Origin of the sequence: Flavobacterium branchiicola (genome assembly GCF_018383905.1) — a bacterium.
GTDB lineage: Bacteria > Bacteroidota > Bacteroidia > Flavobacteriales > Flavobacteriaceae > Flavobacterium > Flavobacterium branchiicola.
Genome location: NZ_JAGYWA010000005.1, coordinates 12,613 through 30,182 on the forward strand (window position 1 = coordinate 12,613; position 17,570 = coordinate 30,182).

Consider the following 17,570-nt stretch of genomic DNA (forward strand, 5'->3'; position numbering starts at 1 on the left):
ACTAAAAAACTATTATGCATGCATAATTTTAACATAAAAATTTTCAATATTTCTAAATTTTAACTGTTAAAATTTAATTCAGCTTAAAGTTTATCTGCATTTTTTCTAATTCCTGCAATAATTCCGTTGAAATTCTTATCTTAAGCCTACGACTTGGCATAGTCAATTTGGTAACAACTTTTACCTCTTCTACCTCTTTTACTTCCTGCATTTTAGCTTCTCCGGAAACTGTTTCATTGTCGTCATTTTCATCAACAAAAACAGCATCTTCGTTATCTTCAAATTCACTTGTGGTTTCGACTTCTATTAAACGCTTTACGTTTTCGATTTCCATGATTTCAAAAGTCACCGAATTATCGCCTTTATTCTCATTAAATAAATGACTTAATCTATGAATAAATTCCGTTTGAAGATCTTTAATATTTAATAATAAAACTAATTTTTTAGCAAAAAGCCCTAGTATATCTTGTAGTTGTTTTGCGTCTACAAATTGCATCCTCGGATCTGATTTTTTACCAGTATCTCTATTAACCCAACCGTCTTTTATCAGAATTTTAAAAAAAACGAAATTATTAGGTAGTAAGTATCTATGAAAGTTTAAATACTCTTCTCCAAAAATCTTAAATTCAAAACTCTCATCATAGCCTTCTAAATTAAAAGAAGCCCATTCTTTACCATTCTTAGCGACACGTCTTTGTACATTCGAAACAATACCCGCAAAATTCAAATTTTTCCCAACATAGTCATTCATGTTTTTCAACATTTCCAAGCGAGAATTACAGAAATATTTCATCTCAAATCTAAAATCATCAAGTGGATGACCCGATATATAAATTCCAACAACTTCTTTCTCTTTTGCTAGTTTTTCCATTGTACTCCAATCTTCACATGCAGGAATAATTGGTTCTTCAATCTGCACTTCACTTGCTTCTCCAAACAAACTTACTTGTGAGGAATTTTCATTTTCCTGAAACTTCGATCCATAACGAATTGCTTTTTCATAAAACGTAATCCCGTCGCCATCATTATGAAAATATTGTGCTCTGGTTGTTCCTTCAAACGAATCAAAACCTCCTGCAAGCACTAAATTTTCAATCGCTTTTTTGTTGGCCGCACGCAAATCAATTCGCTTCGCTAAATCAAAAATCGATTTATATCTTCCGTCTTTTCTGTTTTCTACAATCGTTTCTACTGCTCCCGAACCTACACCTTTGATCGCCCCCATTCCGAAACGAACGGCATAATCATCGTTTACCGTAAATTTATAGTAGGATTCGTTTACGTCTGGACCCAAAACTTGTAATCCCATACGTTTACATTCTTCCATAAAAAACGAAACTTGTTTAATATCGTTCATGTTATTCGAAAGTACCGCTGCCATATATTCTGCAGGATAATGCGCTTTCAAATACGCCGTTTGGTATGCAATCCATGCATAACAAGTCGAGTGCGATTTGTTGAAGGCATAACTCGCAAAGGCTTCCCAGTCTTTCCAGATTTTCTCCAGAATTTTGGCATCGTGGCCTTTTGCAGCTGCTTGCTCGACAAACTTAGGTTTCATTTTATCTAGGACTTCAATTTGCTTTTTACCCATTGCCTTACGTAATACATCGGCATCACCTTTTGAAAATCCAGCTAAAGATTGAGACAAAAGCATTACCTGCTCTTGGTAAACCGTAATTCCGTAGGTTTCTCCCAGGTATTCTTCGCAAGCATCTAAATCGTATTTGATTTCTTCTTCGCCGTTTTTTCTTCGAACGAAAGACGGAATATATTCAATTGGTCCTGGACGATACAAGGCATTCATCGCAATTAAATCTCCAAAAACCGTTGGCTTCAGGTCTTTCATGTATTTCTGCATTCCGGGTGACTCGTATTGGAAGATTCCAACCGTTTCTCCTCTTTGGAAAAGTGCATAGGTTTCTTCATCATCAATTGGGAAAGTATCCGGATCCAGATCAATGTTGGTTCTGTATTTTACCAGTTTAACGGTATCTTTTATCAGCGTAAGGGTCTTCAGACCCAAGAAGTCCATTTTTAGCAGTCCGGCACTTTCTGCAACCGAGTTATCGAACTGAGTTACATATAAATCAGAATCTTTGGCAGTCGTAACAGGCACATAATTGGTAATATCCGACGGCGTAATGATTACCCCGCAAGCGTGAATTCCCGTATTACGCATCGATCCTTCCAAAATTTTTGCCTGCTGAATGGTTTCTCCAGCCAAATCATCTTCATTGGCAATGGCGATTAATTCTTTTACAAGTTCAAATTCATCAGCACCTTTTAATGCTTTTTTAACATCATCCTCTGATTCAGAAAGGAAACGCGCCAGATTCCATTTTCCCGGCATCATTCCCGGAATCAGTTTTGCAATTCTGTCGGCTTCAAACAAAGGTAAATCCAGTACACGCGCCGTATCACGAATTGCCGATTTGGTTGCCATTTTACCATAAGTGATAATCTGAGCCACCTGTTTTTGACCGTATTTATTGATTACGTAATCCATCACACGTCCACGACCCTCGTCATCAAAGTCGATATCAATATCGGGCATCGATATACGGTCAGGATTTAGGAAACGCTCAAAAAGTAAGTCGTATTTAATCGGATCAATATTAGTAATCCCAAGACAATACGCAACGGCAGAACCCGCTGCAGATCCACGGCCGGGACCAACCGAAACGTCCATTTTTCTAGCTTCGGCGATGAAATCCTGTACAATCAAGAAATAACCCGGATATCCTGAATTCGAAATCGTCAGTAACTCAAAATCCAAACGTTCCTGAATCGATTCGGTAATTTCACCATATCTTCGTTTGGCACCTTCCATAGTAAGGTGTCGCAAATAAGCATTTTCACCACGAACACCATTGTCTTTTTCATCTTCAGGATCGACAAACTCTTGTGGAATATCAAATTTTGGAAGCAGTACATCTCGGTAAAGCGAGTAAATTTCTACTTTATCGACAATTTCCTGAATGTTAATAATAGCTTCGGGAATATCAGAAAAGAGTTTTTTCATCTCATCCTGAGACTTATAATAATATTCCTGATTTGGAAGTCCGTAACGATAACCACGACCACGTCCAATTGGCGTTGCCTGTTTTTCACCGTCTTTTACACACAATAAAATGTCGTGTGCATTGGCATCTTCTTTATTTAAATAATAGGTATTATTGGTTGCAATAAGCTTTACATTGTTCTTTTCGGCAAACTCAATCAGGGTTTTATTTACACGATTTTCATCTTCCTGATTATGGCGCATCAATTCAAGATAAAAATCATCTCCAAATTGCTCTTTCCACCAAACTAAAGCTTCTTCGGCCTGATTTTCACCAATGTTCAGAATTTTACTCGGAATCTCCCCGTATAAATTCCCGGACAAAACCATGATGTCTTCCTTGTATTGTTCAACAATAGCACGGTCAATCCTCGGAACATAATAAAATCCGTTGGTAAAGGCAATCGAAGACATTTTTGCCAGATTGTGATAACCATTTTTGTTTTTGGCTAATAACACAATCTGATTTCCGTTGTCTTTTTTGCTTTTGTCTAAGTGGTTTTCACAGACATTAAATTCACAACCAACAATTGGTTTAATTTCTGTTTCTGTTGGTTCTTCTCCGGCTTCAACCAAAGCTTTGTTTTTTCCGGAAGCCGCTTTATTATGATTCATAACAGCGCTCACAAAATGGAAAGCTCCCATCATGTTTCCGGTATCCGTCATTGCAACGGCCGGCATTCCATTTTTGGCTGTAGCCGAAACAATATTTCCAATTCCGATAGTCGATTGAAGAACCGAAAACTGCGTATGATTGTGTAGATGCGAATATTTTGCGGCTTTAAAATCTGCTCTTTCTGAATCTGAAACAGCAGGTTTTTTATCATCAACCTGTAAAGCTTTAATCTGCTCTCTGATTTTATCAGAAGCCGCTTTTAAATTGATGTGTTTTAAACCAATTAAAGGAAATTCCTGTGGATTTCTTTCTTTAAATTCTTTAAAATATTCCTTCGGAACATCCAGTTCTTCTTTCGTAAAAACTTCTCTTCTTACTAACTCTAAGAAACAACGCGTAGTTGCCTCGACATCGGCAGTTGCGTTGTGCGCTTCGGCGAAAGGTTTATCGAAAAGATAACTGTGTAATTCTGTTAATGTTGGAAGTTTAAATTTTCCTCCACGACCTCCCGGAAGCTGCAATAATGAAGCGGTAACTTCGGTACAAGTATCAAGAACAGGCATAGAACTCATTTGAGACTCTACTCCCATTCTATGAAATTCGGCGCCCATAATATTAACGTCAAAACCTAAATTCTGACCTACAATAAATTTGGTTTTGCTTAATGCGATGTTGAATTTCTCCAAAACCTCAGCCAGCGTAATCCCATCGGCTTCAGCCAATTCCGTCGAAATTCCGTGAATACGTTCGGCGTCATACGGAATATTAAATCCATCTGGTTTTACCAAATAATCCTGATGCTCGATAAGCTGCCCCATTTCATCATGAAGCTGCCAGGCAATCTGAATACAGCGAGGCCAGTTATCTGAATCGGTGATTGGCGCGTTCCAGTTTTTTGGTAATCCGGTTGTTTCGGTATCGAATATTAAATACATAGAATTGTAAAAAGTCAAGTTTTAAAGCTCCAAACTCCAAGTCATTCCTGTTGCAAAATACTGACAACATGAAACATAACAAAATGCGAAATGAAAATGGAAGGAATTCAAATTTACGCTTTTTTATCAGAAAGAAAATGGATAATTTCTTAAAAAGACATTCTTATTTTTTTATCAGATTTTCTCTTAAAATTCATAAAATTTAATAAAAAATCACTTCTTGGATGTCGTAGTATTTTGGCGTTTTATTGATTCTAAATAAGACGAAATAAAGCCTCTTTCGAGCTTGAAAAAACAAAAAGAACATCACTTTACAATAGAATTCAAAAATAACAATTATTACTATTTTTACTCCTTTTGTTACATTTTTTCAAACAAAACACTCTATTTGATAGTGATTTTAAGATAAATTTGCCAACTATTAAAATTAAAACAAGTGAAGCAAAATTTAAATTAAAAAAGAAAATCAAAATTAATTTATGTTTTATTTTTTGATCAAAATTCAAAGTACAAAACTGTATTCGCAATTTGTATTTTAGTTTGGGTATCGTATATAATGAAATATTGAAATTGACGCTTTTGCATCTTTTTTTACTTTTGTTTTGCTATTATAATGAACAGGGAATTGCTGTGGTTATAGAAATTACAATTAAAAAAAAATAAAAATGAGTAAGACATTATTTGACAAAGTATGGGATTCACATGTTGTGCGTAAAATTGAAGATGGACCAGATGTGTTTTTTATTGATCGCCATTTCATTCATGAAGTTACGAGTCCTGTTGCTTTTTTAGGATTAAAAGCCAGAGGCGTTAAGGTTTTATACCCAGAGCGTACTTTTGCAACTGCAGATCACAATACCCCTACTATAAATCAACATTTACCAGTTGAAGATGCACTATCGGCAAATCAGCTTAAAGCACTTGAAGATAATGCTGCCGAATACGGAATTTCACACTGGGGATTAGGTCACCAAAAAAATGGAATTGTACACGTAGTTGGTCCTGAAAACGGAATTACATTGCCAGGTGCTACTATTGTATGTGGAGATTCACATACATCTACTCACGGTGCCTTTGGAGCTATTGCTTTCGGTATCGGAACTTCTGAGGTTGAAATGGTACTTTCTACACAATGTATCATGCAGCCTAAACCAAAGAAAATGCGTATTAACGTAAACGGACAACTTAGTAAAGGTGTTGGTCCAAAAGACGTTGCATTATATATTATTGCTCAGTTAACTACTTCTGGAGGTACAGGTTATTTTGTTGAATATGCTGGTGATGTTTTTGAAAACATGACCATGGAAGGCCGTATGACGGTTTGTAATTTAAGTATCGAAATGGGTGCTCGTGGAGGAATGATTGCTCCTGACCAGACTACTTTTGATTTCCTTGAAGGAAGATTATACGCTCCAAAAGGAGAAGCCTGGACTAAAGCTGTTGAATATTGGAAAACACTTAAAACTGATGCCGATGCTGTTTTTGATGCTGAATTAAACATCAAAGCTTCGGATATTGAACCAATGATTACTTATGGTACTAATCCTGGAATGGGAATTGGTATTTCTAAACATATCCCAAGTGCAAAAGAAGTTGAAGGTGGTGAGGAAACTTACAAAAAATCTTTGGCTTACATGGGCTTTCAGGAAGATGATGTAATGATCGGAAAACAAATCGATTACGTTTTCTTAGGAAGTTGTACAAACGGTCGTATTGAAGATTTTAGAGCTTTCGCTGAAATTGTAAAAGGAAGAAAAAAAGCAGATAATGTTACGGCTTGGTTAGTTCCGGGTTCTCACGTTGTTGAAGCTCAAATTAAAGAAGAAGGAATTTTAGACATTTTAACAGAAGCTGGTTTTGTATTACGTCAGCCTGGATGTTCTGCTTGTTTAGCCATGAACGATGATAAAGTTCCTGCTGGGAAATATGCAGTAAGTACCTCAAACAGAAACTTTGAAGGTCGTCAGGGTCCTGGTTCAAGAACGCTTTTAGCAAGTCCGATTATGGCCGCTGCAGCTGCTGTTACAGGAAAATTAACAGATCCGAGGGAATTATTCTAATTCTCGCTGTAAGCTTTAAGCAATAAGCTTTAAGCTAAAAACACAATACATAATACAACCTGTAGGAAAAGTCTAAAGCTTAAAGCCTACAGCCTAAAGCAAAAAATAAAATGGCATACGATAAATTTAATATACTTACAAGCAGTGCAGTGCCACTGCCAATCGAGAACGTAGATACGGATCAAATCATCCCGGCTCGTTTCTTAAAAGCTACAAAACGTGAAGGTTTTGGAGATAACCTTTTTAGAGACTGGCGATATAACGGAGACGATACTCCAAAAGCTGATTTCGTTTTAAACAATTCAACTTACTCTGGAAAAATCCTTGTTGGAGGAAAAAACTTCGGTTCAGGATCTTCAAGAGAACATGCTGCATGGGCTGTTTACGATTACGGATTCCGCGCTGTAGTTTCTAGTTTCTTTGCCGACATTTTCAAAGGAAACTGTTTAAATATTGGTGTTTTACCAGTTCAGGTAAGTCCTGAATTTGCTGAAACTATTTTCAAAGCTATTGAAGCTGACCCAAAAACAGAATTAGAAATTAATCTTCCAAACCAAACGATCACTTTATTGCCTACCGGACAACAAGAATCTTTTGCTATTAACGGATACAAAAAGAACAATATGATTAATGGCTTTGATGACATTGATTATTTGCAAAATATTAAAGAAGATATTGTGGCTTTTGCCGATAAGCTTCCTTACTAACAACCAACCTAAAAAAAGCAGTTACTCAAGACTCAACTTTAAAGGTTGATCTTGGTAACTGCTTTTATAATTTAAAAGTGAATTCCATCGAAAATTAATACCAACCAATTAAGCACTTACCAAAAATGGATGACAATCGTATTGAATTACCCAAATCTTACTCAGATATCAAAACTGATTCTGAAAAAATTTCATTTTCAATGCCTTCAGATCTACAAACAGGAAGTCTTCTCAGAACATTGGTTGCAACAAAAAAAGAGGGTAATTTTTTAGAATTAGGAACCGGAACTGGTTTATCTCTTGCATGGATAGCGGATGGAATGTGCGAAAATTCAAAATTGACTTCTATTGACAATTTACTAGAATATCAGAACATTGCAAAAAAACACATTCAAAATCCAAACATTTCATTTGTTTGTGAAGATGCCGAAAAATGGATTTTAAATTATACAGATTTAAAGTTTGATTTGATTTTTGCCGATGCATGGCCTGGAAAATACTCTGTTTTAGAAGAAACGCTAAACTTGCTGAATTCGGGCGGGATTTATTTGATTGACGATATGTTACCGCAATCAAACTGGCCAAAAAATCACGGTAAAAATGTCGAAGTTCTTATTCAGGATTTAGAAAAGAGAAAAGACATTCAATTAACAAAAATGCGTTGGTCAACGGGCTTAATTCTGATCACCAAAAAATAAATAGTAATGAACTTGTAGATCATTAAAGCTTACAATATAATAATGGAAAAAAGAAAAATTGAAATAATGGATACGACGCTTCGTGATGGTGAACAAACCTCGGGAGTTTCATTTTCTGCTGCAGAAAAACTGACCATTGCACAATTGTTGTTGGAGGAATTAAATATTGACAGAATCGAAATTGCTTCAGCACGTGTTAGTGAAGGAGAATTTCAAGCCGTAAAAGGCATTACTTCGTGGGCTGAAGAAAAAGGATACATTAATAGAATTGAAGTGCTTTCATTTGTTGATGGAGGTGTTTCTATTGAATGGATGAAAAAAGCCGGTGCCAAAGTGCAGAATTTATTGACCAAGGGCTCAATGAACCACTTAACACATCAATTAAAAAAAACTCCAGAACAGCATTTTTCCGAAATTGCACAAATTATTGCATCAGCAAAAGAGAATAATATTGAAACTAATGTTTATCTGGAAGACTGGAGCAACGGAATGCGAAACTCTCCTGAATATGTTTTTCAATTTCTGGATTTCTTAGCAACACAACCTGTAAAAAGAGTTTTACTTCCTGATACATTGGGTGTTTTAATTCCGTCTTTAGCATTTGAATTTATTTCTAAAATCAGAGCCAGATATCCTCATATTCATTTTGATTTCCACGCACATAACGATTATGACTTAAGTGTTGCCAATGTGATGGAAGCCATAAAAGCCGGTATAAACGGACTTCACGTTACCGTAAACGGCATGGGTGAACGTGCCGGAAATGCACCGCTAGAAAGTACTGTTGCCGTAATAAATGATTATCTGCCGGAAGTTAGCATCAACATTAAAGAAACATCTTTGTATTCTGTAAGCAAGTTAGTAGAAACTTTTACCGGTTACAGAATTCCAGCCAACAAACCAATTGTTGGTGATAATGTTTTTACGCAAACTGCCGGAATTCATGCAGACGGAGACAACAAAAACAATTTATATTTTAATGATCTTCTTCCGGAACGTTTTGGAAGAAAAAGAAAATATGCTCTTGGAAAAACTTCGGGAAAGGCCAATATCGAAAAAAACCTTCAGGAATTAGGCTTAAAACTGAACAACGAAGATTTGAAATTGGTTACCCAGAGAATTATCGAATTGGGCGATAAAAAAGAAACCGTAACCAAGGAAGATCTTCCATACATTATTTCTGATGTTTTGGACAGCCACACTTACGAGGAAAAAATAAAAATCGAATCTTATATATTAGTTCACTCAAAAGGAATGCGTCCGTCAACTACTTTATCCTTAAATCTTAATGGAGAAATTATTGAAGAAAACGCACAAGGAGACGGTCAGTTTGATGCTTTTATGAATGCTTTATCTAAAATTTACAAAAGCAAAAAACTAACACTTCCAAAACTGATTGACTATGCCGTAAGAATCCCACCGGGAAGTAGTTCTGATGCGTTGTGCGAAACCATTATTACATGGGTAAACAACGGAAAAGAATTTAAAACCCGCGGATTAGATTCAGATCAAACCGTTGCAGCAATTATTGCAACGCAGAAAATGCTTAATATAATTACCTAAGGCACTAAGAGACTAAGGTTCTGAGGTTCTAAGATTTTTCTTTGACCTAAGAACCTTAGCAACTTAGAACCTTTAAAAAACTAAGCCCTAAAAACAAAACCTTAGCAGCTTAGCAACTCAGAACCTTAGAACCTTTTTAAAAAATAAAAAATGAAATTTAACATAGCCCTTTTAGCCGGAGACGGAATCGGACCAGAAGTAATAAACGAAGCTGTAAAAGTATCTGATGCTATTGCAAAAAAATTTGGACATGAAATCACATGGAAACCAGCTTTAACCGGTGCTGCCGCAATTGATGCAGTAGGCGAACCTTATCCAGACTCAACACATGAAGTTTGCAAAAATGCTGATGCCGTTCTTTTTGGAGCGATTGGTCACCCAAAATACGATAATGATCCTTCTGCGCCTGTAAGACCAGAACAAGGTTTACTAAAAATGCGTAAAGCATTAGGCTTATTTGCCAACGTAAGACCAACTTTTACATTCCCATCTTTATTAGATAAATCTCCTTTAAAAAGAGAAAGAATCGAGGGAACTGATTTGGTTTTCTTAAGAGAATTAACAGGCGGAATTTACTTTGGCGAAAAAGGAAGAAAAGACAACGGAGATACTGCTTACGACAATTGTGTTTACACAAGAACAGAAGTGCAGCGTTTAGCTAAAAAAGGTTTCGAATTAGCCATGACACGTTCTAAAAAATTATGCTGCGTTGACAAGGCAAACGTTTTGGAAACTTCTCGTTTATGGAGAGAAACTGTTCAGGCAATGGAAAAAGAGTATCCAGAAGTTACGGTTTCTTATGAATTTGTTGATGCGGTTGCTATGCGTTTAGTACAATGGCCAAACTCTTATGACGTATTAATTACTGAAAATTTATTTGGAGATATCTTAACAGATGAAGCTTCAGTAATTTCTGGCTCAATGGGATTAATGCCTTCTGCATCTATGGGAGCTGAAGTCTCTTTGTTTGAACCTATTCACGGTTCATATCCACAAGCTACAGGATTAAACATTGCAAACCCAATGGCTACCATTTTATCAGCTGCTATGATGTTTGAAAACTTCGGATTAATGGAAGAAGGAAAAGCAATGAGAGATGCTGTAAACAAAGCTTTAGAAGCTGGAATAGTTACTGAAGATTTAGCTGATGGCGGCAAAGCTTATGGTACTAAAGAAGTAGGTGACTGGTTAGCTGCGAACATTTAAAGTTATTTTTGTTTCAAGTTTTCAGGTTTCAATCCCGATAACTATCGGGACTGAAACTTGAAACAAATAAAACCTGAAACAAAAAAAGGGATCAACTTTCGTTGATCCCTTTTATATTTTAGAAAAAAAATATTAATATCCTCCTCTGTTTCCACCACGGTCGTTTCCACCACGGTTGTTTCCGTAACCTCCGCGGTCATTTCCACCACGGTTGTTATTGAAGCTTCTTCTTTCTCCTTCAGGCTTTGGCTCAGATTTATTAACCACAATTGTACGACCTTGAACAGTAGCTCCGTTCAATTCATCAATTGCTTTTTGAGCTTCAGCATCGTTTGGCATCTCTACGAAACCAAATCCTTTGCTTCTTCCAGTAAATTTATCAGTGATAATTTTAACTGAATCAACTGCTCCATAAGCCTCGAAAGACTCTCTTAAATCTGCTTCCTCAATACTGAATGGAAGGCTTCCAACAAAAATGTTCATATGTACTTATTTATAATAATGTAGCAAATGTACTCTTATTTTTTTCTAATCTACTATATATTAGTTAATTTATGTTTTTATTTTGATTTGAAAAAACATTTAATAAGAATGAACGAATTCATAGTTAAAGATTAGAATTCTGCGTTGGAATAACCGGAATCTTATAAAAAACACCTTCTGTAAAATTGCGTGTTGTTTTTTCAGTATCAGTAAGATCTTCGTTTACTGCAGTAAATTTGAATGTCCCTGAAATAGTGTTAGTTTGTGTATTAAACTCTGTAATTACAACTTGTCCGCTCCCTATATTTTCTGCTGTCGAAAAATTCTCCTTTTGCTCCGGAAGAATATTAATATAAGATGCTTTTGACACATCATCAACTCCCAATACATACGTTTTTGGGGTTGGCGAAGCAGTCTGCAAAACAATTTTCTCATACCCTAAAAAACCTTCAATAACCATATTACCATTTGTGTTTAAGTAAGCCGTGTAACTGGTCGATCTCCAAAAAACATTATCTTTTAAAGTTTGAAATGCAGGATTATTAAACTTTATTTCATCAACACAGGATGTAGCAATAAAAAATAGTGATAAAAGAAAGAAGTGTTTTTTCATAAGAGTATGAATTTTAATGCAAAAGTACTGCATTTGAGATCATTAAGTAAAAAATTTAGTTTAAATCACCAAAAAAACGGTAAAAAGCTCCTTGGAAAAGATTTAATATGGTTTGGAACGTGTAATTGATAAAAAAATTATATCTTTGCGCCCTTAATTAACGGAGGTCGAGTACCTCAAAATTTAATCATAAGATTATGTCAGTAAAAATTAGATTACAAAGACACGGTAAAAAAGGAAAACCTTTTTACTGGGTTGTAGCTGCAGATGCACGCTCAAAAAGAGATGGTAAATACTTAGAGAAAATCGGTACTTACAATCCAAACACTAACCCAGCAACTGTTGAGTTAAACCTTGACAGTGCAGTTAAATGGTTACACAATGGTGCACAACCAACTGATACTGCAAGAGCAATTCTTTCTTACAAAGGTGCTTTATTGAAACACCACCTTGATGGAGGTATCCGTAAAGGAGCTTTAACTCAAGAACAAGCTGATGCTAAATTAGCTGCTTGGTTAGAGTCAAAAGCTGGAAAAGTTGATGCTAAAAAAGATGGTTTATCAAAAGCGCAAGCTGATGTTAAAGCTAAAGCTTTGAAAGCTGAAAAAGAAGTAAACGCTAAACGTGTTGCTGCTGCTGCTCAAGCTGAGGCTGATGCTATCGCTGCTGCAACTGCTACTGAAGAAGTTGCTGAAGTTGAAGCTGCTACTGAAGAAGCACCTGCTGCTGAAGAGAATAACGAAACAACTGAAGCATAATTTTATTTAGCGAGAATGCGTAAAGAAGAATGTTTTTATTTAGGTAAAATCGCTAAAAAATTTAGTTTCAAAGGTGAAGTTCTGATCTATTTAGACACAGACGAACCTGAGTTATACGAAAATCTGGAATCAGTGTTTGTTGAACACAACAAACACTTGGTTCCTTTTTTTATTGAAACAAGTTCTTTGCACAAAAACGACTTTCTTAGAGTTCGTTTTGAAGACACAAACACCGAAGAAGATGCAGACGCCTTGATTGGAAATGCAGTTTATCTTCCTTTAACAATGTTGCCAAAACTTTCCGGCAACAAATTTTATTTTCACGAAGTTATTGGTTTCGAAATCGAAGATCAGCGTTTAGGCGTTTTCGGCAAAATCACTTCTATTAATGACTCTTCTGCTCAACCTCTTTTTGAAGTTTTAAATGGCGAAGTAGAAATCTTAGTTCCGATGATTGATCATTTCCTTGTAAAAATTGATCGTGATAACAAAAAAGTGATCATGAATCTTCCTGAAGGATTGGTTGAAATGTACCTTTAATTAGATTTTTAGACCTTTTAGATTCTTGGATTTTTAGACTGTTGTAATCTTTCAAATCCATTTTTAACTTTAATCAAAATCAAAATGTTTCAATTTAAGCAATTTTCTGTGAAACAAGACAAAACTGCTATGAAAGTGGGAACCGATGGCGTTTTACTTGGTTCGTGGGCTCCAATAAATCATAATCCGTTTAGTGTTTTAGATATTGGTGCAGGAACCGGAATTATAGCTTTGATGCTTGCGCAGCGTACTCATGCGGAACAAATTGATGCTCTTGAAATTGACGAAGATGCTTACGAACAAGCTGTTGATAATTTCGAAAATTCTCCTTGGGGAGATCGTTTATTTTGTTTTCATGCCGGTTTGGATGAATTTATTGAAGAACCGGAAGATGAGTACGATTTAATTGTTTCAAATCCGCCTTTTTATGCTGAAGATTATAAAACCGAAAATGAGCAGCGTGATTTAGCCCGTTTTCAGGATGCAATGCCTTTTGAAGAAATTGTTGAAGCTGCAGATTTATTACTTTCAGAAAATGGAGTTCTGGCTATCATCATTCCTTTCAAAGAAGAGGAAAAATTTATTGCTTTAGCCAAAGAAAACGAATTATACCCTATCAAAATTACACGTGTAAAAGGAACCCCAACATCTGAAATAAAACGCAGTTTATTAGCCTTTAGCCGAAATGAAATTTCAGAAATAGAAATCGATGAACTAATAATCGAAATTGACAGACACATCTACACGCCTGAATACATTCAATTGACTAAAGATTTTTATTTAAAAATGTAATAACTCAATGCAATATTTGTAAAAAAACATCAAACTTGTTCGAAAATGCTTTTAAATTGATACAGCACTCTTTCTATTAATCGTAAATCTTCAGTCACAATTTCTGCACTTCCTTTCATTTCCTGTTGAAATACAATTTGTTTTTTATAAGAAGTCTCCAATCCGTTTGGTAATGCAACGTCAAGCAATAAATTTCCGTCTTTATCAGGCACCAGTGAAATATTCTGAATCGTGCCTCTTAAAACACCAAACTCCCTGTCCGGAAAGTTAGCGAGACGAATATTTACTCTTTGTCCGACTTTTATTTTTCCTGAATTTAAAGCTGGGGCTTTTACTTTCCCAATAAATCCATTTTTTGCATCCGGAATAATTGAAAAAACATTATCACCCACATTTATGGTCTGATTTTCTGTCCAAACCTGTAAAAAAGTCACCACGCCACTTACAGAGGATTTTAGTGTATAAGCCATTTCCCAGTCTTTTATCACTTTTTTGAGCTGATAAAAGGATTGTGCCATGTTGCGACCAAGGTTAACTTCTTCTTTGGTACTGTTTATATGCGAATTCTGACTTGATTTTGTATTATCAATCAAAGACGACCTTAATTGAGAAATTGACGACAAAAGGCTTCTGTAATTCTTTTGCGCTTGCAGAAAACTAAGCTTTTTAACTTCCATTTCCTGAGCTGAAATTATTCCTTTATTGAATAAAATCTCAAAACGGGCAAGTTCATTTTTTTGAAGTTCGAGTTCACCTTCATTGATTGCTTTTTGCTGTTGCAAAATATTTAATCGTTCCTGTATCTGAATTTTTTCAGAAGATTGAGCGCGACTCTCTACTTCAAAAGGATGTAAATCTTCATTTAGTTTTTGTGCCTGATAATCTTTTTGAAAAACAGCATAAGCGCTTTCTATTTCTCCCAATTGGGCATTTTTCAATTTTGAAAATGGAAAATCGCTTTTTGGATCATTAATATTATAAGCATTCACTATACTGTTTAATAAAAACACATCTTGATAATTGGCTGTATTTTCTATAATTGCAAGTGTTGTATTTTTAGGCACTGTCGCTTTATTCTTTACCAAAATTGCTTCTATACGTCCGGAAGATTTTGCCACGATTTTCTCTGGTGGAATATTCGTTGTAATTAAAATTTCGGTATTAACCACATCCGGGTATTTTACAAACCAGGAAACAAAAAACAACATGACTATAATAACAAATATTAAAATAGTTCCCCATCGAATCATCCAATGCGGCACTTTGGAGAGGATATCCTGAACCTCTTCACTTCGTAACTCAAATGTAGTAGTATCTTCAGCCATATATTAATTCCCTAATTGCAGTTGATTTTTCACCAGTTCAAAATAATTCCCTTTTTGCTCTACCAGTGTTGAATGATTTCCTATTTCAATAATTTTTCCTTTGTCCAAAACCACAATTTGATCTGCATTCATTACCGTACTTAATCGGTGTGCAATTACAACAACTGTTTTATTTTTAAAGAATATATCGAGTTTTCTCATGATTTCTTTTTCATTATTGGCATCCAGAGCCGATGTCGCTTCATCAAAAAATAGTATTTCAGGGTTTTTATAAACGGCTCTTGCTATAAGTAATCGTTGTTTCTGTCCGGTACTCATTCCTACCCCTTCAGAACCAATTTTAGTATTGTAACCAAGCGGTAAACTACTAATATACTCTTTTATATTTGCCACATCTGCAGCATATAGCAAACGTTGTTTGTCTACTTTATCTACACCAATTGCAATGTTATTGGCAATTGTATCACTAAAAATAAAACCTTCCTGCATAACAGCTCCAATGGTAGATCTCCAGGCTTTTTGAGAGATATTTGACAGTTGCGTATTGCCAATAGTAATTTCGCCCTTATCCGGATCATAAAACTTAAGAAGTAATTTCATTAAAGTTGTTTTTCCGCTTCCACTTACACCAACAATGGCTGTAACTTTATTTGAGGGAATTACCAAATTTAAATTTTTAAGAACCGGAATATCAGATCCCAAATAGCGATACGACAGATTTTTTATTTCAATATCAGAATCATACAAAACATCATTTGTCTGATGAACTTCCTGTTGCGTCTCATCTTCTTTTTCATGAATTTCAGATAACCTCGCCAGGGAAATTTTTGCATCCTGAAGCTCTCTCACAAACTCAATAAGTTGCGTAATTGGTCCGTTTAAACTACCAACAATTGAACTGATGGCTAACATCATCCCTAACGTTATAGAACCGTCAATTACCAATTTGGCCGAAAGAAATATTATAAAGATGTTCTTTAACTCATTTATTACTGAGGAACCAATTGTTTGTGTTTGTTCTAAAATCAATCCTTTTATCGAAACTCTAAAAAGTCTTGCCTGCACATATTCCCATCCCCATCGTTTTTGTTTTTCGGCATTATGGAGTTTAATTTCCTGCATGCCGTTTATAAGTTCAATAACCTTGCTTTGCTCTTGAGAAATTTCGGCAAATCGTTTGTAATCCAGAATTTCTCTTCGTTTTAAGAACAAAGTGATCCAACCAAAATAGACTAGACTTCCGACAAAAAAGACAAAAAATATCTGAAGATTAAAATAGGCCAGTACGCCGCCCATTACAAACATATTAATAACCGAAAAAAGAACATTTAACGATGATGTGGTCAGGATTTTCTCGATTCTTCGATGGTCATTAATTCGCTGCATGATATCGCCCGTCATTCGTACATCAAAAAAGGCTATTGGCAGATTCATTAATTTAATAAAGAAATCTGAAATCAATGAAATATTTATCCTGGTGGAGAGATGAAGCAAAATCCAGCTTCTGATTAATTCTAAACCTGTTCTTCCGGCAAAAAGAAATAATTGTGCAAAGAGAATTAAATAAATAAAATGGATATTCTGATTTTGTATCCCAATATCAACTATACTTTGGGTTAAAAACGGAAAAATCAACTGCAGCAAACTGCTCGCCAACAATCCTATACTTAATTGGATCAGAAATGATTTATATCGTAAAACATATTGTGACAAAAGTCCAAAACCTAAAGCCTGATTATCTTCTTTGTCAAAATCTGATTGAAAAAATTTTGGTGTAGCTTCAATTAATAATGCAATCCCTTCTTTAGTCTGATCGTCTGCATTATTTCCGATCCAGAATTTTAAAAAATCCTGCAGATTATACTCTATCAAACCAAAAGCAGGATCTGAAATATAATAGATTCCTTTTTTGATTTTATAAAGTACTACATAATGATTTTGGTTCCAGTGCAAAATGCATGGTAAAGGAGCTTCTATTAAACGTTCGCTGCTTAATTTTACTCCCAAAGTCCTAAAGCCAATTTTCTCGGCAGCATCGCTTAAAAAAAGCAAATTACTTCCTTCACGAGTTGTTTCGCTTATGTCTCTCAACTCCTGAATATTGATTGTTTTGCCGTAGTGCTTTGCTATAATTTTTAAACACGTCGGACCACAATCCTTATAATCTGCCTGTTTATAATTGGTGAATTTTTTCAACTATGATTTGGTTT

The 17,570-nt window shown here is 35.3% G+C and carries 13 protein-coding genes; 8 read left to right on the forward strand and 5 right to left on the reverse strand.

Features of this window, described 5'->3' with window-relative positions; all coding sequences use genetic code 11:
* Positions 1-73: 73 nt before the first annotated feature.
* Entirely contained in the window at positions 74-4,615 is a 4,542-nt protein-coding gene (gene dnaE, locus KHA98_RS13185; RefSeq protein WP_213258402.1) for a DNA polymerase III subunit alpha, read from the reverse strand.
* A 665-nt stretch (positions 4,616-5,280) separates the two neighbouring features.
* Between dnaE and leuC the strand changes: the two genes are divergently transcribed.
* From leuC to leuB, 5 genes are all read left to right on the forward strand, one after another.
* Positions 5,281-6,675, forward strand: coding sequence for a 3-isopropylmalate dehydratase large subunit (gene leuC, locus KHA98_RS13190; RefSeq protein WP_213258403.1), 1,395 nt, complete (start codon positions 5,281-5,283; stop codon positions 6,673-6,675).
* A 110-nt stretch (positions 6,676-6,785) separates the two neighbouring features.
* On the forward strand, positions 6,786-7,382 hold the full coding sequence (gene leuD / locus KHA98_RS13195; RefSeq protein WP_213258404.1) for a 3-isopropylmalate dehydratase small subunit: 597 nt from the start codon (positions 6,786-6,788) through the stop codon (positions 7,380-7,382).
* Positions 7,383-7,507: 125 nt separating this feature from the next.
* Positions 7,508-8,080, forward strand: a complete 573-nt coding sequence (locus tag KHA98_RS13200) for an O-methyltransferase (protein ID WP_213258405.1) — start codon at positions 7,508-7,510, stop codon at positions 8,078-8,080.
* Between the two features lie 42 nt (positions 8,081-8,122).
* Entirely contained in the window at positions 8,123-9,643 is a 1,521-nt protein-coding gene (locus KHA98_RS13205) for an alpha-isopropylmalate synthase regulatory domain-containing protein (protein WP_213258406.1), read from the forward strand.
* 150 nt (positions 9,644-9,793) lie between these two features.
* On the forward strand, positions 9,794-10,849 hold the full coding sequence (gene leuB, locus KHA98_RS13210; RefSeq protein ID WP_213258407.1) for a 3-isopropylmalate dehydrogenase: 1,056 nt from the start codon (positions 9,794-9,796) through the stop codon (positions 10,847-10,849).
* Between the two features lie 132 nt (positions 10,850-10,981).
* Here the strand turns inward: leuB and KHA98_RS13215 are convergent, their stop codons facing one another.
* Complete coding sequence (locus tag KHA98_RS13215; protein WP_213258408.1) at positions 10,982-11,332, reverse strand: RNA recognition motif domain-containing protein; 351 nt, start codon at positions 11,330-11,332, stop codon at positions 10,982-10,984.
* A 124-nt stretch (positions 11,333-11,456) separates the two neighbouring features.
* Complete coding sequence (locus tag KHA98_RS13220) at positions 11,457-11,945, reverse strand: DUF6252 family protein (RefSeq protein WP_213258409.1); 489 nt, start codon at positions 11,943-11,945, stop codon at positions 11,457-11,459.
* A gap of 197 nt (positions 11,946-12,142) precedes the next feature.
* Here KHA98_RS13220 and KHA98_RS13225 point away from each other — a divergent pair, with 197 nt between their 5' ends.
* From KHA98_RS13225 to KHA98_RS13235, 3 genes are all read left to right on the forward strand, one after another.
* Complete coding sequence (locus KHA98_RS13225; RefSeq protein ID WP_213258410.1) at positions 12,143-12,703, forward strand: 30S ribosomal protein S16; 561 nt, start codon at positions 12,143-12,145, stop codon at positions 12,701-12,703.
* A gap of 15 nt (positions 12,704-12,718) precedes the next feature.
* Positions 12,719-13,243, forward strand: coding sequence for a ribosome maturation factor RimM (gene rimM, locus KHA98_RS13230; protein ID WP_213258411.1), 525 nt, complete (start codon positions 12,719-12,721; stop codon positions 13,241-13,243).
* Between the two features lie 84 nt (positions 13,244-13,327).
* On the forward strand, positions 13,328-14,035 hold the full coding sequence (locus KHA98_RS13235; RefSeq protein WP_213258412.1) for a tRNA1(Val) (adenine(37)-N6)-methyltransferase: 708 nt from the start codon (positions 13,328-13,330) through the stop codon (positions 14,033-14,035).
* 29 nt (positions 14,036-14,064) lie between these two features.
* Here KHA98_RS13235 and KHA98_RS13240 read toward each other — a convergent pair whose 3' ends face one another.
* Both KHA98_RS13240 and KHA98_RS13245 read right to left on the reverse strand, forming a co-directional pair.
* Positions 14,065-15,360 (reverse strand): HlyD family secretion protein, encoded by a 1,296-nt coding sequence (locus KHA98_RS13240; protein ID WP_213258413.1) that lies wholly within the window; start codon positions 15,358-15,360, stop codon positions 14,065-14,067.
* A gap of 3 nt (positions 15,361-15,363) precedes the next feature.
* Positions 15,364-17,556, reverse strand: coding sequence for a peptidase domain-containing ABC transporter (locus tag KHA98_RS13245; RefSeq protein ID WP_213258414.1), 2,193 nt, complete (start codon positions 17,554-17,556; stop codon positions 15,364-15,366).
* Positions 17,557-17,570 lie beyond the last annotated feature (14 nt).

Bases quoted from the DNA above. Each gene is read 5' to 3' on its own strand.
- dnaE (WP_213258402.1), bottom strand. From the start codon at position 4,615: ATGTATTTAATATTCGATACCGAAACAACCGGATTACCAAAAAACTGG.
- leuC (WP_213258403.1), top strand. From the start codon at position 5,281: ATGAGTAAGACATTATTTGACAAAGTATGGGATTCACATGTTGTGCGT.
- leuD (WP_213258404.1), top strand. From the start codon at position 6,786: ATGGCATACGATAAATTTAATATACTTACAAGCAGTGCAGTGCCACTG.
- KHA98_RS13200 (WP_213258405.1), top strand. From the start codon at position 7,508: ATGGATGACAATCGTATTGAATTACCCAAATCTTACTCAGATATCAAA.
- KHA98_RS13205 (WP_213258406.1), top strand. From the start codon at position 8,123: ATGGAAAAAAGAAAAATTGAAATAATGGATACGACGCTTCGTGATGGT.
- leuB (WP_213258407.1), top strand. From the start codon at position 9,794: ATGAAATTTAACATAGCCCTTTTAGCCGGAGACGGAATCGGACCAGAA.
- KHA98_RS13215 (WP_213258408.1), bottom strand. From the start codon at position 11,332: ATGAACATTTTTGTTGGAAGCCTTCCATTCAGTATTGAGGAAGCAGAT.
- KHA98_RS13220 (WP_213258409.1), bottom strand. From the start codon at position 11,945: ATGAAAAAACACTTCTTTCTTTTATCACTATTTTTTATTGCTACATCC.
- KHA98_RS13225 (WP_213258410.1), top strand. From the start codon at position 12,143: ATGTCAGTAAAAATTAGATTACAAAGACACGGTAAAAAAGGAAAACCT.
- rimM (WP_213258411.1), top strand. From the start codon at position 12,719: ATGCGTAAAGAAGAATGTTTTTATTTAGGTAAAATCGCTAAAAAATTT.
- KHA98_RS13235 (WP_213258412.1), top strand. From the start codon at position 13,328: ATGTTTCAATTTAAGCAATTTTCTGTGAAACAAGACAAAACTGCTATG.
- KHA98_RS13240 (WP_213258413.1), bottom strand. From the start codon at position 15,360: ATGGCTGAAGATACTACTACATTTGAGTTACGAAGTGAAGAGGTTCAG.